This window comes from Thorsellia anophelis DSM 18579, assembly GCF_900111395.1.
GTDB classification, from domain to species: domain Bacteria; phylum Pseudomonadota; class Gammaproteobacteria; order Enterobacterales; family Thorselliaceae; genus Thorsellia; species Thorsellia anophelis.
In genome coordinates, this window is sequence record NZ_FOHV01000023.1 from 1 (window position 1) to 26,148 (window position 26,148).

Annotated in this window: 25 protein-coding genes; 18 read left to right on the plus strand and 7 right to left on the minus strand. The window is 34.5% G+C overall.

What is annotated here, in order from left to right:
* The first annotated feature begins 572 nt into the window (after positions 1 to 572).
* Positions 573 to 2,489 carry an ABC transporter ATP-binding protein gene (locus BMW37_RS11205; RefSeq protein ID WP_093321074.1) on the plus strand — a complete coding sequence of 639 codons (1,917 nt, stop codon included), beginning with the start codon at positions 573 to 575 and terminating at the stop codon, positions 2,487 to 2,489.
* A 78-nt stretch (positions 2,490 to 2,567) separates the two neighbouring features.
* Here BMW37_RS11205 and BMW37_RS11210 read toward each other — a convergent pair whose 3' ends face one another.
* On the minus strand, positions 2,568 to 4,661 hold the full coding sequence (locus BMW37_RS11210) for an AsmA family protein (RefSeq protein WP_093321077.1): 2,094 nt from the start codon (positions 4,659 to 4,661) through the stop codon (positions 2,568 to 2,570).
* Positions 4,662 to 4,898: 237 nt separating this feature from the next.
* Complete coding sequence (gene efpL, locus BMW37_RS11215) at positions 4,899 to 5,471, minus strand: elongation factor P-like protein EfpL (protein WP_093321079.1); 573 nt, start codon at positions 5,469 to 5,471, stop codon at positions 4,899 to 4,901.
* Between the two features lie 276 nt (positions 5,472 to 5,747).
* Between efpL and BMW37_RS11220 the strand changes: the two genes are divergently transcribed.
* Together BMW37_RS11220 and gmk are read left to right on the plus strand one after the other, a co-directional pair.
* Complete coding sequence (locus BMW37_RS11220; protein WP_093321082.1) at positions 5,748 to 6,146, plus strand: ASCH domain-containing protein; 399 nt, start codon at positions 5,748 to 5,750, stop codon at positions 6,144 to 6,146.
* Between the two features lie 17 nt (positions 6,147 to 6,163).
* Positions 6,164 to 6,796 (plus strand): guanylate kinase, encoded by a 633-nt coding sequence (gmk, locus tag BMW37_RS11225; RefSeq protein WP_093321084.1) that lies wholly within the window; start codon positions 6,164 to 6,166, stop codon positions 6,794 to 6,796.
* 128 nt (positions 6,797 to 6,924) lie between these two features.
* Here the strand turns inward: gmk and BMW37_RS11230 are convergent, their stop codons facing one another.
* Positions 6,925 to 7,152: a SlyX family protein gene (locus BMW37_RS11230; protein ID WP_093321086.1), complete on the minus strand. Its 228-nt coding sequence runs from the start codon at positions 7,150 to 7,152 to the stop codon at positions 6,925 to 6,927.
* Between the two features lie 415 nt (positions 7,153 to 7,567).
* On the opposite strand from BMW37_RS11230, the gene mepM reads away from it, so the two are divergent.
* The 11 genes from mepM (at position 7,568) to BMW37_RS11285 (ending at position 17,268) form a co-directional block, all read left to right on the plus strand.
* On the plus strand, positions 7,568 to 8,875 hold the full coding sequence (mepM, locus tag BMW37_RS11235; protein WP_093321164.1) for a murein DD-endopeptidase MepM: 1,308 nt from the start codon (positions 7,568 to 7,570) through the stop codon (positions 8,873 to 8,875).
* 95 nt (positions 8,876 to 8,970) lie between these two features.
* Complete coding sequence (gene lpxM, locus BMW37_RS11240; protein ID WP_483887622.1) at positions 8,971 to 9,954, plus strand: lauroyl-Kdo(2)-lipid IV(A) myristoyltransferase; 984 nt, start codon at positions 8,971 to 8,973, stop codon at positions 9,952 to 9,954.
* A 103-nt stretch (positions 9,955 to 10,057) separates the two neighbouring features.
* Positions 10,058 to 10,774: a Bax inhibitor-1/YccA family protein gene (locus BMW37_RS11245; RefSeq protein ID WP_093321090.1), complete on the plus strand. Its 717-nt coding sequence runs from the start codon at positions 10,058 to 10,060 to the stop codon at positions 10,772 to 10,774.
* A gap of 47 nt (positions 10,775 to 10,821) precedes the next feature.
* On the plus strand, positions 10,822 to 11,364 hold the full coding sequence (locus BMW37_RS11250) for a YceD family protein (RefSeq protein WP_093321092.1): 543 nt from the start codon (positions 10,822 to 10,824) through the stop codon (positions 11,362 to 11,364).
* A gap of 51 nt (positions 11,365 to 11,415) precedes the next feature.
* Complete coding sequence (rpmF, locus tag BMW37_RS11255; RefSeq protein ID WP_093321095.1) at positions 11,416 to 11,586, plus strand: 50S ribosomal protein L32; 171 nt, start codon at positions 11,416 to 11,418, stop codon at positions 11,584 to 11,586.
* Positions 11,587 to 11,822: 236 nt separating this feature from the next.
* Complete coding sequence (locus BMW37_RS11260; RefSeq protein ID WP_093321097.1) at positions 11,823 to 12,788, plus strand: beta-ketoacyl-ACP synthase III; 966 nt, start codon at positions 11,823 to 11,825, stop codon at positions 12,786 to 12,788.
* Positions 12,789 to 12,812: 24 nt separating this feature from the next.
* The gene (gene fabD / locus BMW37_RS11265) at positions 12,813 to 13,757 is read left to right on the plus strand and encodes an ACP S-malonyltransferase (protein WP_093321100.1); all 945 of its coding nucleotides are present in this window, start codon (positions 12,813 to 12,815) and stop codon (positions 13,755 to 13,757) included.
* A 47-nt stretch (positions 13,758 to 13,804) separates the two neighbouring features.
* Complete coding sequence (gene fabG / locus BMW37_RS11270; RefSeq protein WP_093321103.1) at positions 13,805 to 14,539, plus strand: 3-oxoacyl-ACP reductase FabG; 735 nt, start codon at positions 13,805 to 13,807, stop codon at positions 14,537 to 14,539.
* A gap of 152 nt (positions 14,540 to 14,691) precedes the next feature.
* Positions 14,692 to 14,928, plus strand: coding sequence for an acyl carrier protein (gene acpP / locus BMW37_RS11275; RefSeq protein WP_093321105.1), 237 nt, complete (start codon positions 14,692 to 14,694; stop codon positions 14,926 to 14,928).
* 83 nt (positions 14,929 to 15,011) lie between these two features.
* The gene (fabF, locus tag BMW37_RS11280; protein WP_093321107.1) at positions 15,012 to 16,265 is read left to right on the plus strand and encodes a beta-ketoacyl-ACP synthase II; all 1,254 of its coding nucleotides are present in this window, start codon (positions 15,012 to 15,014) and stop codon (positions 16,263 to 16,265) included.
* 94 nt (positions 16,266 to 16,359) lie between these two features.
* A complete protein-coding gene (locus tag BMW37_RS11285; protein WP_093321110.1) occupies positions 16,360 to 17,268 on the plus strand; it encodes a bile acid:sodium symporter family protein in 909 nt (302 codons plus the stop codon).
* A 178-nt stretch (positions 17,269 to 17,446) separates the two neighbouring features.
* On the opposite strand, the gene BMW37_RS11290 is transcribed toward BMW37_RS11285, so the two are convergent.
* Both BMW37_RS11290 and BMW37_RS11295 read right to left on the minus strand, forming a co-directional pair.
* Positions 17,447 to 17,674, minus strand: a complete 228-nt coding sequence (locus BMW37_RS11290; protein WP_093321112.1) for a YheU family protein — start codon at positions 17,672 to 17,674, stop codon at positions 17,447 to 17,449.
* 180 nt (positions 17,675 to 17,854) lie between these two features.
* Positions 17,855 to 20,326 (minus strand): DUF945 family protein, encoded by a 2,472-nt coding sequence (locus BMW37_RS11295; RefSeq protein WP_093321115.1) that lies wholly within the window; start codon positions 20,324 to 20,326, stop codon positions 17,855 to 17,857.
* 765 nt (positions 20,327 to 21,091) lie between these two features.
* On the opposite strand from BMW37_RS11295, the gene BMW37_RS11300 reads away from it, so the two are divergent.
* The 3 genes from BMW37_RS11300 to BMW37_RS11310 all read left to right on the plus strand — a co-directional run bounded on the left by BMW37_RS11300 (position 21,092) and on the right by BMW37_RS11310 (position 23,569).
* Positions 21,092 to 21,661, plus strand: coding sequence for a TIGR00645 family protein (locus tag BMW37_RS11300; RefSeq protein ID WP_093321118.1), 570 nt, complete (start codon positions 21,092 to 21,094; stop codon positions 21,659 to 21,661).
* A gap of 262 nt (positions 21,662 to 21,923) precedes the next feature.
* Positions 21,924 to 23,312: a prephenate-dependent tRNA uridine(34) hydroxylase TrhP gene (gene trhP / locus BMW37_RS11305; RefSeq protein ID WP_093321120.1), complete on the plus strand. Its 1,389-nt coding sequence runs from the start codon at positions 21,924 to 21,926 to the stop codon at positions 23,310 to 23,312.
* A 2-nt stretch (positions 23,313 to 23,314) separates the two neighbouring features.
* Positions 23,315 to 23,569: a YfhL family 4Fe-4S dicluster ferredoxin gene (locus BMW37_RS11310; protein ID WP_093321123.1), complete on the plus strand. Its 255-nt coding sequence runs from the start codon at positions 23,315 to 23,317 to the stop codon at positions 23,567 to 23,569.
* Between the two features lie 137 nt (positions 23,570 to 23,706).
* Here BMW37_RS11310 and BMW37_RS11315 read toward each other — a convergent pair whose 3' ends face one another.
* The gene (locus BMW37_RS11315) at positions 23,707 to 24,465 is read right to left on the minus strand and encodes an SDR family NAD(P)-dependent oxidoreductase (RefSeq protein WP_177168654.1); all 759 of its coding nucleotides are present in this window, start codon (positions 24,463 to 24,465) and stop codon (positions 23,707 to 23,709) included.
* 347 nt (positions 24,466 to 24,812) lie between these two features.
* Between BMW37_RS11315 and BMW37_RS15995 the strand changes: the two genes are divergently transcribed.
* Positions 24,813 to 24,959, plus strand: a complete 147-nt coding sequence (locus tag BMW37_RS15995) for a zinc ribbon domain-containing protein (protein WP_143047642.1) — start codon at positions 24,813 to 24,815, stop codon at positions 24,957 to 24,959.
* 192 nt (positions 24,960 to 25,151) lie between these two features.
* Here BMW37_RS15995 and BMW37_RS11325 read toward each other — a convergent pair whose 3' ends face one another.
* Positions 25,152 to 25,847 (minus strand): pirin family protein, encoded by a 696-nt coding sequence (locus BMW37_RS11325; protein WP_093321131.1) that lies wholly within the window; start codon positions 25,845 to 25,847, stop codon positions 25,152 to 25,154.
* Between the last annotated feature and the right edge of the window lie 301 nt (positions 25,848 to 26,148).

Sequence of the window (26,148 nt, forward strand, 5' to 3'; positions counted from 1 at the left end):
ATTGGGATGGGACAAGCGAGATATAAGGGGCTAGTTAGAAATGCGCTAAGCTGTACGCTGCGTTGTATTGTTTTAAATCTCCAGAGGGCCAAAACAATTAAAAAAGAACTAGACGATTTACAGACTAAATACGCCTAAATTTTGCCTAAAAGGCAAAAAATGGAACAAAAAAGGGTCAATATGCCTATAAATACGCGAAAAAAGTGTTTTTTTTGAAAAAAATGATCAAAAAAACAGGAAAAAAAATTTTTCCAAAAATCTATTTTTTAAAAAATAGATTTTTGATGTAACTAGCGAGATGCAGAGCATAAATGCAAAGCTCTCAAATAGTTTTAATGTGAGTATAATTTTGCTTAACTAATATAGTTTTACTTTTAATAAAAAATAGCGTTAATATTAAGAATTCAGTACTCAAATTATTTTGAGTGATATAATCTAATTATAGTGTTACATGATTTTTCAATGTCAACCCTTCAAAAATACGAAAAAACTCCATAGTGATATGATATGTTTCATAATATTCAGTTGTATATAAAAAATAGAAGTTATTCTAGTAAATTCTTGGAAGCGAAATGATCAAAATAACAGATTTACAGGTTAGGCGTGGTGTACAGGTGTTGCTTGATAACAGTCAAGCAACAATTAATCCAAATCAAAAAGTTGGATTAGTAGGAAAAAATGGATGTGGTAAATCGACATTACTCTCTTTAATTAAAGGTGAATTACAGCCAGAGCAAGGAAGCTTACATTTTCCTTCAAATTGGTCACTTGCTTGGGTATTACAAGATACACCTGCACTTGATATTTCTGCTATTGAATACGTGCTTGATGGTGACAGGGAGTATAGATCATTATCAGCTGCATTGGAGAAGGCAACGGAGCAGAACGATGGTAATGAAATAGCAAGAATACATGAGTTATTAGATGTTATTGGTGCTTGGACTATTCACTCCAGAGCTTCACAGCTATTGGCTGGATTGGGATTCAGCGAACATCAACTTAATAGCCCTGTTAAAGATTTTTCTGGTGGTTGGAGGATGAGGTTAAACTTAGCACAAGCACTTATTTGCCGTTCGGATCTTTTATTATTAGATGAACCAACAAACCATCTTGATTTAGATGCGGTTATTTGGCTTGAAAAATGGCTACAAAGCTATCCTGGCACATTAATATTAATCTCACATGATAGGGATTTTATGGATCCTATTTGCGATAAAATTTTGCATATCGAACGACAGCAAATTTTTGAGTATACGGGCAATTATAGTGATTTTGAGCGACAAAGAGCAACGAAACTTGCACAACACCAAGCCGCTGTTGAAGCTCAAGCTGAAAAACGCACTCATCTTCAAAGTTACATAGATAGGTTTAGGGCGAAGGCCTCAAAAGCTAAACAAGCACAAAGTAGAATAAAAATGCTTGAGCGCATGGATGAATTAATACCATTAAAAATTGATAGAGGATTTGAATTCCAATTTCCAAAACCAATTAGTTTACCTAATCCAATTTTGCAAATGGAAAAAGTGAGTGCAGGGTATAAAGATGTCACTATTCTTCAATCTATCAAACTCAATTTAGTTCCAGGCTCTAGGATTGGATTATTAGGTAGAAACGGTGCAGGTAAGTCCACACTAGTGAAATTGTTAGCCGGCGACCTCTCTCCTACTGCGGGTGAAATTGCCTTAGCTAAAGGAGTCGCATTAGGGTATTTTGCTCAACATCAATTAGAGTATTTAGATCCGCAAGGTTCACCATTACTTCATTTTCAACGAATTGCACCAAAGACAACTGATCAAGTACTTCGTAACTATTTAGGTGGATTTGCCTTTCATGGAGACAAAGTTTTAGAGCCTACAGAAAATTTTTCAGGTGGAGAGAAGGCTAGATTAGTCTTAGCACTGATTATTTGGCAGAAACCTAACATGTTATTACTAGATGAGCCAACAAATCATTTAGATTTAGAGATGCGAGATGCGCTTACAGATGCTTTAATTGCATATGAGGGGGCACTGGTTGTTGTATCACATGATAGGCATTTATTACGTGCAGTTACGGATGAATTTTATTTGGTAGATGATGGTAAAGTTGAACCATTTGATGGTGATCTAGAGGATTACCAACGTTGGCTAAATGAGCAACAGAAGAAAATTAATCAAACGAAAAAGACACAATCTGATACTAAGCCACTTACAAATAAGACTAGTACAGTTGACTCAGCCAGCAAAAAAGAGCAGAAAAAAAATGAAGCTGAAAAACGCGCACAAAGTTTGCCTTTGCGTAAAAAAATTGCTGAATTAGAGAAGTCAGTAGCTCTTTATGAAAAAAAATTAGCTGAAATTGAGCTAGCACTTTCTGATAATGAGCTTTATGCACCAGAACGTAAAGAAATCTTACAGCAATATCTTAATGAACAAACAGACATTAGAAAAAAATTAGAGACAGCAGAGGCTGATTGGCTGGAATTATTAGAAGTTTTGGAATCAGATTAGAGTAAACATAGCCTCATATTAATTAGAGGCTATGAATTAAAAATACTGCATTTCGTAAAAGTTTTTTAAACGATAATTTTAATCTGATTGACTTTCGAAAAAAGGTGCAGTTCTTAATTTGTTTAATTTTTGTTCAATTTTGGTATTTAAGATAGTTTCATATTCACCAAATAGCAGATCGATTTGATCATAAATTTGTTTTTCAATTTGTGCTTGCATAGCAAGTTTTTGGCTTAAGTTAGCATTTTGATTAATTACTAGTAACTCTTTTAAATGATTTACAGAGGGTTGTTCTTGATAGTTTGTTTCGATTACTTCACCATTTAAAAGCGTTTGAGTTAAGGAGTATCTTAAGTCAGACAGTCCGTGTTCTGCTGTATTTGAAACAGATAATACCCCAGATAATTGTAAGCTATTAACTAAATTAAAAGTCAATTCACTTCTTTTTTGCGTGGACAGCTGGCTAAGCGTATTTGATAAATTATCTGGAATGATTCCATTTGCTTCAAGTTCAAAATTAACTAAATCACCTTGCGCATGTGAAAGAGGAAGTTTAGGCCAGTACCAACGTTCAAAAATTGACCTGTCGATAGATTGAGCGTTTAAGTTAAATTTAAGGTTAGCAGGCTTTTGTCTGTCAATAGAAATCGAAGGTATTTCAATAACACCTTTATCGGTTGCGGCTTTTAGTGCATGTACTAAAATTTTTGATTTATCAGCTAATACTTGGAAAGATGCACCAATCGAGAAATCAATAGAGTTAATAGATAAATCATTTATTACAGATGAAAAATAACCAGAATGAAACCCTTTGTTGTAATTGTCAATTATTTTCAAAGATTTGCCATCCAAAGTAATATTTTTGATTTGCCAAGGTAAAAAATCTTGAATACTATGTATTGAAATGTTTTTTAGTTGTAGAGTTGAAATTGTGAGCACTTTTACTCTAGTTAAGGCTTGGGTAAATACTAAAAGCTCTTCAGGCAATGACTGCAAATTTAGGTTAAAATTATTTGCAACCATAGAGTCTAAAATAAGAGAGTTTTCAATAATATCATAATGCCCTGTTGTCGCAATATAGCCTTCTAAAAGATTCGCACTTGCTTGTTTTATTGACCAAGCATTATCCTTTAAGCTTAGTATTAAATTCGCATCGTCTAAATTAAGATCTCTACATGTAAGTTTATCAGCAGTAAGTGAGATATCACCAGTCGGTTTTTCTTCGTTATTCATTCCTTGCAACTGGTTGCTATCAAACTCTAGGTTTTTAAGATCGATATAAACATTTTCTAAATTCCAGTCTTTTCCAGATAGGGTAGAATTAGTGAATGTTGCCTGTTTAAAAACATATGTAGGTTTTATGCTATTAATGATTTCATCAATTGAGAGATTAATATGATGCGTAATATTATCGATATACAGATAATCAAAAAACCACTTTTTTTGGGGTTGAATTCTAGCTTTAGCGGTAATGCTACCTTCTAACCAATCTAACCCAAGTTCATTAATAAAAATAACATCTTCTAAACGTTTAGACTTTAATATAATATTTTTGAATTCAAAGCGATCACCTAATGTAGATCTTATATTGTTTAAAATACCATCTATTTGAAATTCATTTGAAAGGCTATCACTAGACGGGAATACTCGGATAGTCTTCGCAGAGAGCGCTAAGTCATTATCATGTAATAACCAGTTATATTCATTATTATTCCAAGGCGATACTTGAGCTGTAAGACCTGTTGCTTGTATTTTTAGACCATTAACATTAGTTGTTGCTCTGATGTTTTTTAGCTGAAGGCTATCACTTTTAATTGAAGTTTCATTAATGATTTTATCAACATTAATGATGCCATTTTCAACATAGATTAGTTTGAAATCCAAATTATCACTAATTTGAGTCCAATTTTTGATTCTTAATACCAGTTTTTCTGCCGAAAGAATAATATCTCCAGAATTGGATTTAATCTCTACATTATTAACTGTAAGTGTATCTTTTTGTGAGAAAGAGTGCTGTACATCAGTAAATTTCACTTGGTAACCAGCATGAGAAGATACAATTTTTGCAAACAAGGGGCCAAGTTGTTTTGTTTGAGGCATCGCATAGAGAAAGAGTATTGATACTAAAATCAAAGTCAATACTATGATGGAAGCTTTAGTGTAAAAACGCATGCATAAATTCCCTTAAAGATTAATACTCTTAGTCGAGATGAAATATTTTGGCTAAAATACTCTATAATTTATATTCATTATTATAGTTATCTGTCTAAGTCACGATGCAGATTTTAACACAACATGGCAAGTAGAATCTTCAATAATTGGATTTTAACCAATTAAGACTTAAATTACTGTTTTCTGGCTCGTAGAGATTTACCAAAAAAGCCAGAAAAGAAATCTTAGTATTTGTGATTAATCTGCACGGCCCATATAACGCTTTTCTGCAATATGAATTTTAACTTTATCTCCATTAGAAAGGTATTCAGGGACTTGAATAACAAGGCCTGTACTCATTGTAGCAGGTTTATTCCGTGAACTTGCAGAAGCAGCTTTCATTTCTGGCACCGTTTCAATAATTTCTAAATCAACTGTTTGAGGCATCTCTAGAGCAATGACTTCCCCCTCACAGGTCAACACGTGCATACCATCAAGACCATCTTCAGGCATAAATAGTAATTCATCTTCAATTTGATCTTTTTTAAAAGAGTAAGGAGTGTAATCCTCTTTATCCATAAAAACATATTCGTCGCCGTCGATATAAGAAAAAGTCACTGCACGCCTAGACAGATCAATCAAATCAATTTGGTCATCACCTTTAAATCTTTCTTCTACTTTTTGGCCAGTTTTCACATCTGTGAATCGCATCTTATATAATGTATTTGCACCTCTAGCAGTAGGGCTCTGTACATCAATGTCTTTTACTAAAAGAAGCTTATCATTTAAACTAACTGCCATACCTCGTTTAATTTCATTTGCTTTTGCCATAAGTTCCTCTGTTAATATTGAATGAAAAGATTGTTCTACTAATCTTGATATTCTATACAAAAATACAATTGATAGTAAAATTTAGAATAAGAAAATTGCAATTAAATAAGAATTCTATTAGTTTAATATTAAAATTCAATGCAATATGTTAAAGGCTGGTTAAATACAGTAAAATTTGGCAAAATAGAAGCGAGCTTATAGATATAACTACAAATTGAGTAAAGATATACCTTTCTTACTCTTAATAATTAAACATGATAATACACAGGATCAATAATGAAGATCATACCCCCTCACTATGAGCATGTAGAGCGTTGGACATTTGGAAGCACAGATGAAGAAGCAGATAAACTCATAGAATTAATTGTTCTAGGGATAAAAACTGCAACGTGTTCATTATACGAACCTGATAACATTCCTGAAAAAGGAGATGCATTTGTGATTATTGGCGCAGATTCAGAGCCTGCATGTTCAGTAGAAATTACTGACGTGCTCGTGACCACTTTTTTAAAAGTTGATGAAGCCCATGCAAGGGCTGAGGGTGAGGGTGATTTAACTTTGGCATATTGGCAAAAAGTCACTCGAGAATTTTTTGAAGAATTTGGATTATTTTCATTTGACATGAAACTAATTTGCTTAAGATTTAAATTATTAGAAGTTTTTAAAGACGCATAACACAACAGGATAAAACTATGACTCAAAATGGTACACTCTACATTATTTCTGCGCCAAGTGGTGCTGGAAAATCTAGTCTTATTCAAGCGTATTTAAAATATCATCCGCTTTACGAAGCGCAAGTATCCATTTCCCATACAACTCGAAATAAAAGAGAGGCCGAACAAGAAGGTGTGCATTATTATTTTATTGATAAGCCAACATTTCTTGAAATGATTGAAAAAGATGATTTTTTAGAACATGCTGAAGTTTTTGGGAATTATTATGGTACGTCTAAAAATGCTATATTAAATACTCTTGCCTCAGGTGTAGATGTTTTTTTAGACATTGATTGGCAAGGAGCAAGGCAAATTAGAAATAAGATGCCATCAGCTAAGTCTATTTTTATTTTACCACCCTCTAATCAAGAACTATTAAGACGACTAAAGGGACGAGGCCAAGACAGTGATGAAACCATTGATTTTAGAATGAAACAAGCAAAAAAAGAAATCGAACATTTTGATGAATATGATTACGTTATTATCAACGATGATTTCGAGAGAGCACTTAGTGATTTAAAAGCAATATTACGATCTGAAAAGTTGAAAACAGAATATCAGTTACAAAATAATAAATCACTTTTTACTAAGTTATTATCAACTGAAATTTAATTTATTTAATAGGTATTATTAAGCAATTAAACATTATATTGACTGCTTGGAAGCTTCACGAGATATGCAATAATAAAATTTAAGGGATTAATATTATAATTTATTTATGTGCAAATGCTGTTAAACCATCAGTAATGTGGTGGTGGCGTTTCTTCATGAGGCATTGCCATTAATGACGGTTCTATTCCTTGCAGCCTACTTGAAATGTATTTGAATTGTGCTTCAAGTTTTTCAATATCAAATTGTTGTTTTACTATCATTTGATTAAGTGTTTCTATCGTAAGTTCTTGATAAGCTATTTTGCTTTGTAATTCAATTATTTCTTGTGTAATGGTTTCTGGATTTAGCAGGGTCATAAATCTATATTATCCTTTTGTTTGAGTTAGTAATATAAGAACAATGTAACAAAATGATTAAATTATTCAGTTAGTGACATTGATTGTTTCTATTTGAGTGTAAAAATTCAAGTGAAATATGAACTTTCCGAGGAAACTTTTGTCAAAGTAAGTTGATATTTGCAAGTTTTTACATTTAAGTTTGTTTATCTTTCGTTTATTAATGGTAATCTATTAAGTAAGTAACCTGATTGAGTATAGCATTTAGTCATTATAACTTAACAAAATAATAAAACTACTGTATAGCATTTACAAGGAATATGATTGATATGCTTGTAAAAGAAATACTTGGATTAGATAATTTCTATTTTTATAACTTGTTAATCCAAGCGAATAACAAAAATTTGTAATTTGAATTAGAGACCAGCTTGTGCCAATTAAACTGATACAAAATTCTGCAAATGTATTTTCTAACTTACCAGGAATCCATAGGGTGTTACTGGTATCCATTTCTATTATTACATTTGGTATTGCTTTTTTGAATCCGAACCAAGATAGTTCTATTCATTTAATCGATCGTTTTGACCTTTTTTCTGCAGAAGAATCTATACCGTCTATGGCACTGAGTCCAGATAGCGAATTTTATGACGTTCTTCCCTTTTATCCAGAAGAAATCGAGGGTGAAAGTGTTCAACCAACCGATCAAACTAAATTTGAGCATATTATACAATCAGGTGATACTCTAAGTAGCGTACTTAACCAATACGGTGTTGATATTTCCGAAATTGCCAAATTAACTAAATCAAATAAAGATCTTGCTAAATTACAAATAGGGCAAACTCTTTCTTGGGAATTAAATGAAGAAGGGGATTTGAATACACTTACATGGGCAGTTTCAAAAAGAGAAACTAGAACCTATGCTTTAGAAGATGGTAAATTTACTGAAGTGAAAGATATCATACAAGGTGAATGGAGTGATCATCTTATTACTGGTGAGCTTACTGCTAGTTTATCTGAATCAGCAAAATTGATCGGACTATCTAAAAAAGAAGTTAGTGCAATCACTCGGGCCTTGAGTTGGCAATTTAATACAAATAAACTTAAAAAAGGTGACAAAATAGTTGCTGTATTTTCAAGAGAATCGTTAAATGGTAAAATTGAACAAAGCCAATTGCTAGGCGTCAGGGTTCAATCTGGTGGTAAAGACTATTATGCGCTTAAGGCTGAAAATGGTAAGTTTTATAATGAAGAAGGATACGCCCCTTCTCAAGGTTTTTTGAGAACTCCTACTAATAAAGCATTTAAGGTGAGCTCTCATTTTAATCCAAGAAGGTTAAACCCTGTTACTAAGCGTATAGCACCACATAACGGTGTTGACTACGCTATGCCTATCGGCACACCACTTCTTGCTGTTGGTGATGGTACCGTTATTGCTGCAAAACGAGATGGGGCAGCCGGTAACTATATCACAATTAAACATAATTCCCAGTATACAACTCGTTACATGCATCTTAAAAGCATACATGTTAAACCTGGTGAGAAGGTTAAACGAGGCCAAAAAATAGGGCTGTCTGGTAATACAGGACGCTCTACAGGACCACATTTACATTATGAAATTTGGATTAATGGGAAAGCAGTAAACCCACTTAAGGCTAATTTACCCAGAACAGAAAGTATGTCAAGCAGTGAGAAAAAAGAATTCGAAGCTTATATCGAACCAGTTCTTAAACAGTTAACATTCTAATTCCGCCTACCGAAAAAACGATATTGAATACTAATTCGATGACTCAATATCGTTTTCATAGAAGAAACCTTATTTAATTAGATATGAACAACACAATCAATTCCAAAAAGCATAAAGAATTTATTCCGCAATTTAAGTGGCAATTTATCACTCCAAAATATTGGGGAGTATGGCTTCTTGTTCTATTAATGATAATAACCGCTTACTTACCTATAAGAGGTAGGGATAAATTTTTAGGAAATTTAGGCAAAAGAGTAGGGCGAATAGCTAAAAGTGCAAGGAGAAGAGCTCAAATTAATTTGATGTATTGCTTTCCTGAAAAAAGCGAAGGAGAGCGAGAGAACATCATTGATGAGATGTTTGCTGTTGCTCCACAGTGCATGATTATGATGGTTGAATTAAGCATTAAATCGCCTGAAACAGTACTTAAAAGAGTTGATTGGGATGGATATCAGCATATTGAAGAACTTATTAAATCAGGTCAAAATGCAATCTTTATGGTTCCACATGGATGGGCTGTAGATATCCCCGCAATGTTATTAGCAGCAAAGGGATATCCTATGGCGGCAATGTTTCATCATCAGCGTAACGAGTTAGTCGATTACCTTTGGAATTATGCAAGGAGAAGATTTGGTGGGAGAATGCATGCACGTGAAGACGGTATAAAGCCTTTTATTATTTCAATAAAAGAAAAATATTGGGGATATTATTTACCAGATCAGGATCATGGTCCAGAATATAGTGAGTTTGTTGATTTTTTCGGCACTTATAAAGCAACATTACCTGCCATTGGGAAACTTGCCAAAGTAAGTAGATCAATTGTAATACCTTTATTCCCTAGTTATTGTAATAAAATCCATAGGCTTAAGATTAAGGTGTTGCCACCTATGGAGGACTCAATTTGGCAAGAAGATGACCAAAGCGCTGCTCGGGCTATGAATGTAGCTGTTGAGAGTTTAGTCAGCCCTGATTTATCACAATATACTTGGATATTAAAATTACTTAAAACCAGAAAAAATGGTGAAACTGAACCTTATTCTCGCAAAGAATTATACCCGTATAAAAAAAAATCAGATTGATGCTGAAATCATTTGAGTAATGTGCTAAATTAGCACAGGTTGGTATACTAGAATAAGTGAAGTTGTATACTTTTTATTTTTTTGAATTTATGAGGATTTAAAAATGAACCAGTTTGGAAAGAATCAAAACGGCTCGATTGTCCAAGGTGTAAGCGGAAGCATACAAGCGTACATGGCAAATGTATATGCATGGATGACCGCTGGTATAGGTTTAACTGCTTTTGTTTCATTTCTTTTATTAAGAAATCCAGAAGAGTTTAATGCTTTTTTACAAGCAAATGGGATGTTTGTATTTGTTTTATTTTTCGCACAAATAGGTATTGTAATCGCGTTATCTTGGGCAATGCCAAAGATTAGTGCTGGAACTGCAACTGTATTATTTATGCTTTATTCTGCGTTAACTGGTGTGACTTTGTCAGCGATTGTGATGAAATATACACATGAGTCAGTTTTAGGCGCATTTATAGTTGCTGCTGGTATGTTTGGTGCAATGACCTTTATAGGATATACTACTAAAAGGGATTTGACTAAGTTAGGTAGTTTTTTAATGATGGGGCTTATTGGAATTATTTTAGCGTCTATCGTTAATATCTTTTTAGTAGACAGTGTTTTGGCCTCTATTATTAGCTATGTAGGTGTTTTAGTTTTTGTTGGGCTGACTGCTTATGATACTCAAAAATTAAAAGAAATCGGAGAACAGATTGATCCTACCGATGCATCTGCGTTTAGAAAATATACAATCTTTGGTGCGCTAACATTATATCTAGACTTTATTAATCTATTTATCATGCTGTTACGTATTATTGGTGATCGTCGTTAATATTTATTTTTGACTATCTCTTAAGAGATGGTTATTATGCGCGCCCTATGAATAATGTTGATATTAATTTTGCAAAAAAAATACCGGTTACCTTTGATGCTTTAAAGTGCGCCCAAAAGCGTATTGATTACTCAGGGGTATATGCTAAATCGTTGTTTAAATCTAGATTTGGTGAAGCGGTTGAATCAATAGAGAGTGATATTAATGTGTCAGTTTCTTTTGATTTCGATCTTGAAAGGCGCGTTGTGATAAACGGCAAAGCAGATATAGAAGTGATTGTCTGTTGCCAACGTTGCAATGAGAAATTTAAGAAAACAGTGGGTGTTGAATTTCATTTAAGCCCACTGAAAGATATTGCATTAGCAGATAAATTACCCTATGAGTATGAGCCAGTAATGGTAAATGAGTGGGGTGAAATAGATCTGGTTAATGCAATAGAGGATGAATTTTTACTATCATTACCGATGTTTACAAAGCATGAGCTTGACGTTTGTCATGTTCCTGAGCTCGTAAGAACATTTGGTGAAGTTTTACCAGACAGTGATAAGAAAAATCCTTTTGCAGTTTTGTCTCAATTAAAAAAACACTAAGCATATAACATGCTTTTTTATAAAATTTATTTAAGTTTAGGAGTATAATCCATGGCAGTTCAACAAAATAAACCAACTCGTTCAGCGCGTGGTATGCGTCGCTCACATGATGCTTTAACAACTGCAGCTGTATCTGTTGATAAAGAATCTGGTGAAACCCATTTACGTCATCATGTGACTAAAGATGGTTATTACCGTGGCCGTAAAGTAATCAATAAGTAATATTGATATAGAGATTGCTTTAGGTTATTAAACCTAAAGCAATAATTTGGAATTCAAATCATTATCGGAATGGCAAAAGCCTGCAGTCAAAGTGCAATGAATGATATGCTATTGCGCAATCTAACACTTCAATGAAAGATTTAAATGTATTTTTTAATAATGCCTTTTAACCTATAGGCTAGCTACATTTTCAGTCGTTACCTCAACTCATCCCCAAATATTAGGATCGCTAATCTATGTCCAATTCAACATATAGTAAAATACTAGGTACAGGTAGTTATTTACCTAAACAAAAACTAACAAATTTTGATTTGGAAAAGATGGTTGAAACAACTGACGAGTGGATTGTTGCAAGAACAGGTATCCGTGAGAGGCTGATTGCTAACGATGAAGAAACTGTTAGTTATATGGGAGAACAAGCAGCAAGAAAAGCTATTGACATGGCAGGTATAGATATAAATGAGATTGATTTAATTATCGTGGCAACAACGTCACATAGCCATCAATTTCCAAGCGCAGCATGTGAGATACAGCACAAATTAGGTTTAAAAAACATCGGTGCATTTGACATTGCAGCAGCTTGTGCTGGCTTTTGCTATGCGCTTAGTGTTGCAGATCAATTTATAAAGTCCGGAATGTCTAAAAATGTCTTAGTCATTGGTGCTGATAGATTAGCCCACACAGTTGATAAGTCAGATAGAGGTACTGTTATTTTATTTGGTGATGCCGCAGGGGCTGTTGTTGTTGGTGCATCTGAGCAACCCGGTATTCTATCTACCCACTTGCATGCAGATGGAAAATTTGCTGAATTATTAACTCTTCCAAATCAAAGCCGAGAAAAAGCGGATGAAAAAGCATATTTGACTATGGCTGGAAATCAGGTATTTAAAGTTGCTGTGACCGAACTTGCAAATGTAGTAGAAGAAACACTTAGAGCGAATCAAATTGAAAATAATCAGTTAGACTGGTTAGTCCCACATCAAGCTAATTTACGCATTATAAGTGCTACGGCGCAAAAATTAGGTATGCCAATGGAAAAAGTTGTCGTAACTCTAGATAAATTAGGTAACACCTCTGCAGCATCTGTACCAACAGCATTAGATGAGGCTGTTAGAGATGGACGAATTAAGCGTGGGCAGTTAATCCTTCTAGAAGCTTTCGGTGGGGGATTTACTTGGGGCTCTGCGCTCGTCAGATTTTAAAGTTTAGATAAAAAGGATAACTTTATGAGTAAAATTGCATTTGTATTTCCAGGCCAAGGCTCTCAAAGTCTTGGTATGTTAAAGGAACTTGCTAATTTATACCCAATCATTAAGGAAACGTTTGCACAAGCAAGTGATGTATTAAATTATGATCTCTTCGCTTTGACGCAGGAAGGGCCTGAGGCTAAGTTAAACCAAACAGAACATACTCAACCTGCGCTTTTAGCTGCTTCCGTTTCAATTTATAGACTATGGGCTAGCTTAAATGGACCTAAAGCCGATTATCTTGCGGGACATAGCCTAGGTGAATATTCTGCACTCGTATGTGCAGGAATATTACCTTTTGCTGATGCTATCAAGCTTGTTGAATTAAGAGGCCAACTTATGCAGCAGGCAGTACCCGCAGGTGAAGGAGCTATGTCGGCTATCATTGGCTTGTCTGATGAGAAAATAGCAGAAGCTTGTGATATTGCAGCTGAAAATGAAATTGTTTCACCTGTTAATTATAATTCTCCAGGGCAAGTTGTTATTGCAGGAAATAAGCAAGCTGTTGAACGTGCGAATATTTTATGTAAGGAAGCTGGTGCAAAACGTGCATTACTACTACCAGTTAGTGTACCTTCTCATTGTTTATTAATGAAGCCAATCGCAGAGATATTTAAATCGGCACTTGAAAAAATTTCATTAAACTCACCTTTAATTCCAGTAATCAACAATGTTGATGTGACCATGCTCACAGAATCGAAAAGTATTCAAGATGCACTGGTAAGGCAACTTTATAATCCTGTTAAATGGTCTCAAAGCATGCAGTTTTTAGCAGAGCAAGGTGTGACACAATTGATTGAAATGGGGCCTGGTAAGGTACTCACTGGTCTTGCTAAACGTATTGATGAAAGATTAGAAAGCTTAGCGGTTAATACCCCAGATAGCCTTCAAACAGCTTTAGCAAAATCAATAGAATCTATTTAAACTTGACTTAAACATAATATTTTTTTTAAACTAATAGGTAGTCATATATGAATCTTACAGGTAAAGTCGTATTAGTTACGGGAGCAAGCCGTGGTATTGGACAAGCAATCGCACTAAAATTAATTAGTTTAGGGGCTACCGTACTTGGCACAGCAACATCTGAATCTGGTGCTGATAAAATTAGCGAATATTTAGGCAAAGATGGGAAAGGATTTGTACTAAATGTGACAGATAGCTCATCTATTGAGCAAACGTTAGAAAAAATACGTGCTGAATTTGGTGAAATTGACATTTTAGTGAATAATGCAGGTATTACGCGTGATAATTTAATGATGCGTATGAAAGATGATGAATGGAATGATATTATTAATACTAATTTAAATTCTGTTTTTTACCTTTCTAAAGCAGTAATGCGAGCTATGATGAAAAAACGTTTTGGTCGCATTATTACTATTGGCTCAGTTGTCGGCAGTATGGGCAATGCTGGGCAAGCTAATTACGCGGCTGCTAAAGCTGCTGTGATTGGTCTAAGCAAATCGTTGGCACGAGAAATCGCTTCTCGTGGCATAACGGTAAACGTCGTTGCTCCTGGTTTCATTGAAACTGATATGACCAGAGCACTAACGGAAGAACAACGGTCAAACATATTATCCCAAGTCCCAGCAGGGCGCTTAGGAGAGGCTAAAGAAATCGCTAATGTTGTAGCTTTCCTTGCTTCTGAAGAGGCAAGCTACATAACGGGTGAAACTATACATGTCAATGGTGGCATGTTAATGGTTTAACCTAGCGCATCTTTTTGTATAATTTTGCATAAATTTGAGCAAAATAGTGTAGAATATGCGAGCTTGATTTATTTAAGCAGTTTGTGTTTTTTTTCCATTAATAAATTACAAGAACCATCGCGAAAGCGAAGTTTGATAGGAAATTTACAAGTATGAGCGCTATCGAAGAACGTGTTAAGAATATCATTATTGAACGTCTAGGTGTTAAACCAGAAGAAGTTGTTAATTCAGCTTCTTTTGTTGAAGACTTAGGTGCAGATTCACTTGATACAGTTGAATTAGTTATGGCTTTAGAAGAAGAATTTGACACAGAAATTCCTGATGAAGAAGCTGAAAAAATCACAACTGTTCAGGCAGCAATTGATTTTATTAACGCTAATTTGCAGTAATCAGAAGCTTAGAGGCGGTCTTTTGATCGCCTCGACTAATTACATTTATTGTTTACCTACCCCAACTATCCTTGGAGGGCGCAGTGTCTAAGCGTCGAGTAGTCGTGACCGGTCTGGGCATGCTAACTCCTGTCGGCAATACCGTTGAATCCACATGGCAAGCCATATTAGCCGGTCAGAGTGGCATAAGCCTCATTGAACATTTTGATACAACTCCTTTTGCGACAAAGTTTGCAGGCATGGTCAAAGATTTTAATTGTGATGATTATAACATCACTCGTAAAGAAGCCCGTAAAATGGACTTATTTATTCAATACGGTATCGCAGCTGGTGTACAAGCCATGCAAGATTCTGGAATTGAAGTGAATGAATCAAATGCTACCCGTATTGGGTGTGCTATCGGTTCTGGTATCGGTGGATTAGGATTAATTGAAGAAAATCATGCCGCATTAGTGCTAAGCGGCCCGAAGAAAATTAGTCCATTTTTTGTGCCATCTACTATTGTAAATATGATATCAGGGCATTTGAGTATTACTTATGGTCTGAGAGGACCGAGTATTACTATTGCAACAGCCTGTACATCAGGCGTGCATAATATTGGACATGCTGCTCGTATCATTATGCATGGAGATGCAGATGTTATGCTAGCTGGTGGCGGTGAAAAAGCAAGTACACCACTTGGTGTAGGCGGTTTTGGTGCATCTAGAGCGCTTTCAACCCGTAATGATGATCCTGCTGCTGCAAGTCGTCCTTGGGATAAAGATCGTGATGGATTTGTACTTGGAGATGGTGCAGGTATACTTGTGCTTGAAGAGTATGAACATGCTAAAGCACGTGGAGCGAAAATATATGCTGAGATTGTTGGTTTTGGTATGAGTAGTGATGCATATCATATGACTTCTCCGCCTGAAGATGGTGCTGGGGCTGCGCTTGCGATGGAAAATGCACTTAAAGATGCCGGTGTTGAACCTTCAAAAGTTGGATATGTTAATGCACATGGTACCTCTACAAATGCAGGTGATAAAGCTGAGACTCAAGCTGTTAAAACAATTTTTGGGCAAGATGCTAAAAAAGTACTAGTTAGTTCGACTAAGTCAATGACAGGTCATTTGCTAGGTGCAGCAGGTGCAATCGAGACCATATTTTCAGTTTTAGCATTACGAGATCAATCTGTTCCACCAACGATTAATTTAGATAATCCTGATGAAGGATGTGATTTAGATTACGTTGCACATGAAGCAAGACAAGTGAAAAATCTAGATTATGTGTTATGTAATTCTTTTGGTTTCGGTGGTACAAATGGATCTGTATTGCTTAAAAAGATGGATTGTAAATAGTGACTAAAAGGATTTAAAAAGTGTTGCCTCAAAAGAGGTAAATTGATTCAAAAAGCTGCCATCGTGCAGCTTTTATTTTTTAGGGGAACAAATTATGTTAAAAAAAATAAATGGCTTATTTCCTTTTTGGGCTATAGGATTTGGAATTTGTGCGTTTTTCAAACCTGATTTTTTTGTTGAATTTAAAGGGTGGATTAATTATCTCTTAATGGCAATTATGTTTTTTATGGGATTGACATTGAGTATTGACGATTTTAAGCGAGTAACTAAAAAGCCTATCATTATTCTTTTAACTGTGGGACTACAGTTTTTACTCATGCCGTTATTTGCGTTATTAATTTCTAAAGTAATGGGATTTGATCAGGATGTTATGGTTGGGATGATACTGGTGGGTGCTGTATCCGGTGGAACAGCCTCGAATGTTATGACTTATCTTGCTAAAGGCGACGTTGCTCTTTCCGTGAGTATGACGATGCTATCAACTTTACTTTCTATTGTTTTGACTCCTATTATTATCTCATTGTATCTGAGCAGTAAAGTTGAAGTTGACTCAATTGGGATATTAAAAGGTCTCGTGCAGATTATTTTTGTGCCGATTATATTAGGTGCTATAGGTAATATGATATTGAAACAAAAAGTTGATAAGATTTGTGATGTCTTAACAAGTTTGTCTATGATTTCTATAATTTTTATTATTGCAATAGTGGTTGCATTAAATCAACCAAAGATGAGTACGGTGGGTTTGCTAGTTTTCGTCGGCGTTATTTTGCATAATGGATTAGGTTTATTAAGCGGATATTACTGTACAAAATTGCTTGGATATGATGAAACGATTTGCCGTACTGTTGCGATAGAAGTTGGTATGCAAAATTCAGGTCTAGCAAGCTCGCTTGGACTCAAATATTTTACAGAGCTAAGTGCGTTACCTGGCGCTATCTTTAGCGTATGGCATAATGTATCAGGTTCAATTTTAGCGGGTTATTGGGCAAAAAAACAAAAATAATCTGAGTTTGATTACAAATAATATTGGTAGTTTGTAATGAAATCGCAGTGGATGCGGTAACATTATTAATTTCGGTCTCCTTTATCGAATAATGATAACAACAATAAGGGAGGCCATTTAGGTATTGATATCTTAATATACTACAGTCCAAGATAACCATATTGAAGAACTAGTAGCATCATTCATCCATATAATGGATGCTATCAATAGGTACAATGTTGACTGATTCGTTAATTTCTGACCAAATGATAGCGAGTTTATTTTGTTGAAACTGTTCTTTAACTTCTCTCACTTTAGATGCCAGAGAGACCTCGTAATCCCCATAATCTGTCCCTTCTCTTAGAATAAACTCTGTTATTAATGAATCAAGCGTATCAGTTTCCAATTCTTGCCATGGGATAATCATTTAACACTCCCGTATTATAATAGTGTAGAACTTTAGGATGAATGTATATATAACTCAATTGAGGCTGGATAAAATAATAAGGCTCGGTTAATAACCGAGCCTTATGGCTTAGCTAGAGTTGTGGATATTAAAAAATCTAATGTCCAAACTCAGCTGCAAAAATCAATACCATTTTAAAGATTATAAACCAACACCCATTAATAACTCTTCAAGTGGCATTTCTTGACCATTAATCATCACGTTACCACCTTTGAAACTAATTTGTGATGTGATTTTATCTGGACTTGGTTGAGTTAAGAAAGTATTAAAAGGTGGTTGACTGATGAAACCATTTGCCATTTCATTATACATCTCTTTAATTGAGGTTAGTTCAGCGGTGTCAATATTTTCATTCCCAGGTGATTGCATTATCAGCGTTGATCTAGCAGCTACATCTACTAGGTACGCAATATCAGCATCAAAATTAAAGGTCATATTATCAATAATGGAATAAGCTTTAGTTGTATCATCTGGATCGATGTTCTTTAATATCTCAGCAGTAATTGGCTTCAATTTAAGATTAAAATCAAGTGATGTCATGCCGGCTTCTGAATTTAACTTAATAGGAGAAATGCCAAATTCAATTCCTTTAGATAAAATCGTTTCAGCAATCTGAAGACCATTATCACTAAACTTAAGTGCTAATTCTTGCCCTAGATTTGCACCATTTCCCATGTAAAAGCTATCAGTAGATTCAGACGGTTTTTCATAAGCTTCTTTGTAAGCAGCAAATGCATCTTTAAAATTAGTTAAAACTAAGTCAATGCCCGCTTTATCAATATTAGTAAGATGGGCTTGGATATCTAATCCTCCTAAGTCTAAACCTCTAAATTTAGCATTTTCAATTTTGTAAGATTCAAAATAACCCAAAGTATTATCTGAAGGGGTTAGATTTGACCCAAAATTAAGGTTAGTTAAATTTATTGTGGGGGTAAATGAGCTAGCAACGGATAGGTTCCCTATTTTGTATTCTGAAGAGTAAGGATAAATATTCGAAAGAGGGACTGAATACTGTATACCTGTATCTTTTAACGTAAATGATATGTTTGAATCTTCTTCCGCTAGATCATCGTATTTATGATGAGCGATATTTAGACTCATAACGTTCACACCAAAATTAAGTGGTTTATCCGCTTCGTTTGATTCACGGTTAATGATTATTTTAGATGTGCCCACCTTAAGATTGAAGTCATCTCTGTCAATTGGGGTTTTACCTACTTCAAATACTGCTTTTGTAGAAGAGTTAATATCAAACGGGTCCAGAGTCATATCCATTGTGCCGGTAATAGAACGGTAAAAATCAAGTAGTTCTAATAAGTAACCAGGGCTGTTAGAATTGCCAAGTAGTCCATAAATATCTCCTGTAACAACGAATTCACGCGCTCTGTTTAAATCTTTTTTTAATAATTGCTCATATTTAAGATAAAAATCAGTTGATACATCTTTGCCTATTGCTTTCAAAGTTATATTTGATGAGGAGAATGTTTTGATTTCATAAGAATCATCAAACCAATTTGTATCATACGAAGTGTTTGTAATTGGTAATAATACTATGTTTTGATTCTCATTAGCGGTTAGGCCACTAGAATTTATTGAACGGTTTGTATCTACTTGGAGTCCTTCAAAACTTATACTATTTGTAAGGTTTGGGTTTGCAGCAGTTTCAATCTTGATAGGACGAACTACAAAGTTAGATTGCCCAGATAATACATTCCCTCGATTTAAAACACTCGTAAGATTCATACCATCAATTTGAGCGTTGATTAAATTAGATTGAGGTGAGACAACACTGATTTTGCCAATATCAAAATTTAAATCAAGTGTAGACATATCTCTTGGTGCAGTTAAGTCAATTGTGATTTTACCAACATTGATATCAATGAGGGTTTCTTTAGGTGATGCAGCTTCATTTGATTCTTCTAAATAGTCATCTTCGGCTGGGGTAGGGATTGCTTGGGATAATGAAAGCTCATCTGAAGTGAATTGTAAGTGAAATTCACGGGCAAAACTAACAAAAGTATTTCCAGATAGGTAGTTATGGTTTTTAAGTATGTCTTTGTTAGTATCCGATATTTCATGTATTAATTTTTCAGTAATAGCTGGGCTTAAATCTGTAAAACCTGTCGACGAACTTACCGACATCAAACCAGGTTTGAAATTAAACGAAGAAATATTAGGGATAGGTCCATGCTTAGCAATATTGTTAATAGCCATTACATCAATAACATCAGGCATTTTCTCTATTGCCGTTTTCGCTTCTGCAATCTCTACATCAGAATAAATAGGATAGTCTGATTTAACGTTTTCTTCCATTTTTGTTAAGTTATGCTGAGCCTGAAGTTTTTCGATATTTTCAATGCCAACATTTAATTTAAATTCTGTTGTAAAAAAAGAACTTTTAACTTCACCTAAGGTGATAATCGGTTTGATAACAAGATATTTATTTTCTTGCATTTTAGAATTGGTTTGCTCAACAAAACGACCAAGGCGGGCATCCATTTCTTTGCTAATGTGCCAGGTTGTTCCTAAATAGGCGCCAGAGCCTACAACAGCAATAATACCTAAAGCAACGAGAGATTTTTTCATTTTATTTGATGGGGCAGGCTGAGTCATTGTTTTTTCCTGTAATAAAGTACTAAGGTAGCGTTAATAAATAGTATTCTACAAACGTTTCGAGAGCGCTTTAAGAATCTGCTTGTGCAACACAATTATTTTAGTGTGAAATTCCTTTTAGTAAAATATCCAAATAATTTATGTATATTTCTAGCAGGTAAAGATAATCTGCATAAGAATATTTAAATACATTTTTTGAATTATGAGAGATTTTTTATTTTGATTTCAACTAATACTTACTCTCTTTTTAGATGATAATGTAACGTTTAGTTCAACGTGATATCATGATATTAGATGGTTTGAGTAATAAACTCCTTACTAAGGTCTATGATACTTTAAAATTGATTATTTATAAAGCATAAAAGATGTCCCAAGTTAATGACTAATTAATGGCAAGACAAGATTTGTGAGCATTTTTCAGTATCCTTGAAGCATCAATCGATACTTCTGATATTGATGTCTTTTTTATATTTACGATGTATTTATTTGTTGTAAGAAATTTTCTATATCATTTTGTTATTTGAAAGGCGTATACAAGTCAGGTAAAAAAGGTTTAAAAATAATATTTAAGCACTAGCAACTGCAACTATTTGTGATTAAAATTACCAATACAAGTAATATATAGGCATAACTTAAGCTAGTTGGTATATTAAATCTTTCTTCAGATTGGAAAATTTATTTACCAATATATAGTAATAGCTTATCTACTGATCTTAATTTAATTTTAAAAGACTCTCTAAACTGACTACTGGAAACGAATATACTATGCAACACTCTTCCAAATCTCTTAATTTTATACCACGTTTGATTTTTGCAACTCGCTGGTTACAATTACCGCTTTATCTTGGCTTAATAGTTGCACAAGTTGTGTATGTGATATTGTTTGGTAAAGAGTTATGGCATTTAATTTTACACATTAATGATCTAAAAGAAGCTGATGTAATGTTGATGGTTCTTGGGTTAATTGATGTAGTGATGATCTCCAATTTACTCGTTATGGTGATTGTAGGTGGGTATGAGACATTTGTTTCTAGATTAGGTTTAGATAACCATCCTGACCAACCTGAATGGTTAAGTCACGTTAATGCTAGCGTGTTAAAAGTAAAATTAGCGATGGCTATTATTGGTATTTCATCGATACATTTACTTAAAACATTTATTTCAGCCTCCCAAATTGACAGACTGCCTGCTTGTACTACTGAAGTGACGGTTTCTTGTACCTTAAACACTTCTGAAGGGATTATGTGGCAAGTTATTATTCACACTCTATTTGTTTTGTCTGCGATAGGAATAGCATGGACGGATAAGTTAATGTCTCATGCTTACCATAAATAATTGTGTAATTTATTTTCGTCATATTTTGAGCTGAGGCATGAACTTCAGATAAGTTGGTAAAATACAGCAATGATGCTTGCACTAAAAGTCTACACGTTCGATAATAGCCTATATTAAATGACTACTTGACTAATCGTAAGTGGTCTATTTGTGTTTATGCAATAAATTATATTTCTAAGAACAGTATAGACCAAGCGGTATTTTATCGTCTTAGCATAATTATTGTTCTTATTTCATCACCAGAAACCTAATTGAGAATACCATGAATTTTAAACCAGAACTTTTATCACCAGCAGGCAGTCTTAAAAATATGCGTTACGCTTTTGCATACGGAGCTGATGCAGTCTATGCAGGCCAGCCAAGGTACAGCTTACGTGTACGCAACAACGAATTTAATCATGAAAATTTGGCGATAGGTATTAATGAAGCCCATCAACAAGGTAAAAAATTTTACGTTGTATGTAATATCCAACCTCATAATGCAAAATTAAAGACATTTATTAAAGATTTAGCTCCGATTATTGAGATGAATCCAGATGCATTAATTATGTCTGATCCAGGATTAATCATGATGGTAAGGGAAAATTTTCCTGTTATGACTATCCATCTATCGGTTCAAGCAAATGCAGTTAATTGGGCATCCGTTAAATTTTGGGCGCAGCAAGGTATTAGCCGAGTCATCCTTTCTAGAGAATTATCTTTAGAGGAAATCGAGGAAATCCGGGAAAATTGCCCTGAAATGGAATTAGAAATATTTGTCCATGGTGCTCTTTGTATGGCTTATTCTGGTCGCTGCTTATTATCTGGTTATATGAATAAACGAGATCCAAATCAAGGCACGTGTACTAATGCTTGTCGCTGGGAATATAATGTTGAAACTGCTAAAGAAGACACTTCAACAGGGCAAATTGTTGAAAAATTCACGCCGCAAAAAATTGATGTTGTTGAAGTAGGCACAGAACCTACACTTGGAGTAGGCCAGCCTACAAATGAAGTTGTTTTACTGAGCGAAGCTGGGAAACCTGATGAAAAAATGGCTGCATTTGAAGATGAACATGGTACTTATATCATGAATTCTAAAGATCTACGTGCTGTTCAACATGTTGAGCGATTAGCTAAAATGGGCATCCATTCTTTAAAAATTGAAGGTCGCACCAAATCTTTCTACTATTGTGCTAGAACTGCTCAAGTTTACAGAAAAGCGATAGACGATGCGGTCGCTGGGCGTCCGTTTGATGAAAGTTTAATGGGAACCCTTGAAAACTTAGCTCATCGTGGCTATACAGAGGGATTTTTACGTCGTCATACACATGATAGTTATCAAACCTATGAGTATGGGTATTCACTTTCTGAGCAGCAACAATTTGTGGGTGAATTTACAGGTGTTCGGTTAGGTACATTTGCTGAAGTGGAAGTTAAAAATAAATTTGAGGTAGGGGATAACCTTGAATTGATGACACCTCAAGGCAATATCACCTTTGATTTGAGTGAAATGCAAAATAAAAAAGGTGAATCCATTACTGATGCAAAAGGACAAAGTCATATTGTGTATATTCCGATCCCAGAAGATATAGAGCTCGAATATGCTTTATTAATGCGTAATTTCAAGCCAGGACAAGATACCCGTAACCCTATGGCTAAAGTTGTATAATTATGTCGTTACTTATTACTCATAAATGTACTAATTGTGATATGTGTGAGCCTGAGTGCCCTAATAATGCGATTAGCTTAGGTGAGGAAATCTATGAGATTGATCCAAATCTTTGTACAGAATGTAAAGGGCATTATGATACACCAACCTGTCAGTCAGTCTGTCCAATTCATAACTGTATCATTGTAGATCCTAATAATATCGAAACAGAAGAAGAGTTGTTGGAAAAATTTGTTATTATTCAAGGTTTAGCATAGGTTTAGTCCTACTAAGAGATAAAATATCTTATCTCTTAGTTACTTAATTTCTATGTTTAATTGGCAAAATATTAAATCAACAATTTGATACTTTTTTAAAGGCAAAATTACCAAAGCCGATAATAGCTCACCTAGTCTTAAAAATCATAGTTTCTGATGTCATCTATGACAGTTTTGCCAAAGCTATCGCTATGTAAATAATGCATAATTTTTTGTGCAGTTTCATTAGGTGATGCCAAACTCCCTGTTTCGTGTAATTCAGTGAAGCGGTTTAGAGTTGGGAATTGAGAAATATCTTTACTCCTAATCGTCGATTGCATCTGTGTATCAATCACGCCAGGTGCTAAAGATGAGACTAAAACATCATTTGACTCTAATGCAATCACTTCGCTAAACCTATCTAAGGCAGCTTTAGTTGCACAGTACACTCCCCAGCCAGCAACTGGGCCTCTGCCCGCACCGGATGAGATATTAATAATCTTTTTGCAGCTTCGATTGTCTTTTAATGTTGAAATAAATAATTGGCTTAATCTCATTGGTGCTGTGACATTTAATTGTATAGCAGTAGTGATTTGATTGTGATCGATATCAAGATTAAATAAACCAATCGGATCAACCGTACCGGCATTATTGATTAGAGTATAGTTATCATATTGTTTGGATAAAGCTTTGGTAAGCTTTGGCAAAAGCGCATCAATTGCAGTGCTGTCTGATAGATCAGCAATAATGTGTTCTACAGGTAAGCCATTGTGGTAAAGTGATGTGAGCTCATTGTTATCCGTTCTTGCTATGGTAATGAGATCATAACCGTTTTTAACCGCAATTTTAGCAATATCTAATCCAAGCCCCTTTGAGGCGCCTGTGATTATCATAAGTGATGATTGTGTTGCAGACATAATAAATGACTCCATAGTAGGGGGCAGAAAAAAGTTCTTACTACATGATTCTAGACTGAAATGTGGCGAACTACAAATCATTAGTTTTATCGTCTAAGTTAGAAACTCATGAAATGTTAAATGATTTATCGTTAATATTAAGTAATTTCGCCTTAAACTCTGATCGAGGAGGGCAGGAAGATAAGTGTAGAATACAATTCAGTAAAAATTGGTTTAAAGCTAAGAGAAAAGTAGACAAGTTAGATGCCAAAATAACAAATATCTGGCGTAATCATCTTCATCAAACCGCCAATAAGATTATACAAAACCATGAGATAGTCTGTATTGAAGATAACAAACATGTCTAAATCAGCAAACGGCAACTTGCCTATAAGTTAGCCTGGCAAGGTGGATATTTAATCGCTGTATCACTTAAAAATACTAATAGAACATGTTCTTGCTGCTCTCATATTTCTAGAAAATCACTTAACATAAGTGCATTTCAAATGCGTTGAATGTTGATTTGAAGAAAATGCGCATGTTGCTTGTTCGATCAATGTCTTAAAGGCAGGAGTTAGGAATAAGAACCCACCGAAGCGAGTTAGTAATAAATTAGCCGCAGTAAGGATCCCCTTCATTTAGAGAAGGGAATATGTCAATCATGGTTGAAACTGTATAAAATCCTTAAAGTAAAGAATGGCATTAAATCAGTTGCTTGGTAGGTTAAAAATTAAAATTTCGCTCTCAACCAAAAATTCTATCGTTAATAGATATTCTTTATCGACGAGAAGGGCATCACCTGCCTGTGCTTCAATTGTATTTCCACGTATTTTACCACTCACAACTTGTATATAAAGCGCTCTGTTATCTGTAATTTCGATCGTTTCTTTTGTATTAGCGACTTCAATTTGGCGAGTTAAGGTCATATCTTGATTAATTATAAATGCATTTTCAGTAGGTGTAGGAGCTAGTATAAGTTGCTTACCAATAGACTTTGGTAGAAAACGCTCATCATACCTTGGCGTAATATTCATTTGATTAGGCATGACCCAAATTTGGTACATGTGTAATGGGTCTGTCTTACTTGCGTTAAATTCACTGTGATATATACCTGTACCTGCACTCATTATCTGAAATTCACCTGCACTTAAAGTTCTCTGGTTGCCCATAGAATCTTCATGAGTAATTGAGCCTGATAATATATAGGTCAGAATTTCCATATTTTTATGCGGATGCATGCCAAATCCGCTATCTGGGGCAATAAAATCCTCATTGATCACTCGCAACGCCGAAAAATTCATATGTCTGCTGTCATAGTAATCTGCAAATGAAAAGGAAAAATAAGATTGCAGCCACCCTAAATCACTTTTTCCTCTGTCTTGACTCCTACGTATAGAAATCATACTTCACTCCTCGATATTTATATTAGTTTACCTAAATCATTTTAGATTAACTTTAACTCAAATGGTTAAAAGTTGTTAGTTGAAAATCTCTAACAAAACCGTTAAATAATTTGTATAAGTCAAACTGTATGATTTAAATTTCAATCATTAAGATTTAACTTTGCTGAGGTGTCAAATGATTAACTCAAGTTATATTTTCACGTAGAGTAGATAGGATGAACTTTTTTATATTCGTTTAATTTAAATCGAATGCTTGTAAGATTTAAGGTGTTATACTCAAATCACTAACAAGGTTAGATTT

Coding starts and splice junctions, on each gene's coding strand:
- BMW37_RS11315 (WP_177168654.1), bottom strand. CDS start 24,465: ATGTCTGCAACACAATCATCACTTATGATAATCACAGGCGCCTCAAAG.
- rpmF (WP_093321095.1), top strand. CDS start 11,416: ATGGCAGTTCAACAAAATAAACCAACTCGTTCAGCGCGTGGTATGCGT.
- BMW37_RS11220 (WP_093321082.1), top strand. CDS start 5,748: ATGAAGATCATACCCCCTCACTATGAGCATGTAGAGCGTTGGACATTT.
- BMW37_RS11325 (WP_093321131.1), bottom strand. CDS start 25,847: ATGATTTCTATACGTAGGAGTCAAGACAGAGGAAAAAGTGATTTAGGG.
- BMW37_RS11295 (WP_093321115.1), bottom strand. CDS start 20,326: ATGACTCAGCCTGCCCCATCAAATAAAATGAAAAAATCTCTCGTTGCT.
- BMW37_RS11260 (WP_093321097.1), top strand. CDS start 11,823: ATGTCCAATTCAACATATAGTAAAATACTAGGTACAGGTAGTTATTTA.
- gmk (WP_093321084.1), top strand. CDS start 6,164: ATGACTCAAAATGGTACACTCTACATTATTTCTGCGCCAAGTGGTGCT.
- fabD (WP_093321100.1), top strand. CDS start 12,813: ATGAGTAAAATTGCATTTGTATTTCCAGGCCAAGGCTCTCAAAGTCTT.
- BMW37_RS11300 (WP_093321118.1), top strand. CDS start 21,092: ATGCAACACTCTTCCAAATCTCTTAATTTTATACCACGTTTGATTTTT.
- trhP (WP_093321120.1), top strand. CDS start 21,924: ATGAATTTTAAACCAGAACTTTTATCACCAGCAGGCAGTCTTAAAAAT.
- BMW37_RS11245 (WP_093321090.1), top strand. CDS start 10,058: ATGAACCAGTTTGGAAAGAATCAAAACGGCTCGATTGTCCAAGGTGTA.
- BMW37_RS11210 (WP_093321077.1), bottom strand. CDS start 4,661: ATGCGTTTTTACACTAAAGCTTCCATCATAGTATTGACTTTGATTTTA.
- BMW37_RS11205 (WP_093321074.1), top strand. CDS start 573: ATGATCAAAATAACAGATTTACAGGTTAGGCGTGGTGTACAGGTGTTG.
- acpP (WP_093321105.1), top strand. CDS start 14,692: ATGAGCGCTATCGAAGAACGTGTTAAGAATATCATTATTGAACGTCTA.
- BMW37_RS11230 (WP_093321086.1), bottom strand. CDS start 7,152: ATGACCCTGCTAAATCCAGAAACCATTACACAAGAAATAATTGAATTA.
- BMW37_RS11310 (WP_093321123.1), top strand. CDS start 23,315: ATGTCGTTACTTATTACTCATAAATGTACTAATTGTGATATGTGTGAG.
- efpL (WP_093321079.1), bottom strand. CDS start 5,471: ATGGCAAAAGCAAATGAAATTAAACGAGGTATGGCAGTTAGTTTAAAT.
- BMW37_RS11285 (WP_093321110.1), top strand. CDS start 16,360: ATGTTAAAAAAAATAAATGGCTTATTTCCTTTTTGGGCTATAGGATTT.
- BMW37_RS11250 (WP_093321092.1), top strand. CDS start 10,822: ATGAATAATGTTGATATTAATTTTGCAAAAAAAATACCGGTTACCTTT.
- BMW37_RS11290 (WP_093321112.1), bottom strand. CDS start 17,674: ATGATTATCCCATGGCAAGAATTGGAAACTGATACGCTTGATTCATTA.
- fabG (WP_093321103.1), top strand. CDS start 13,805: ATGAATCTTACAGGTAAAGTCGTATTAGTTACGGGAGCAAGCCGTGGT.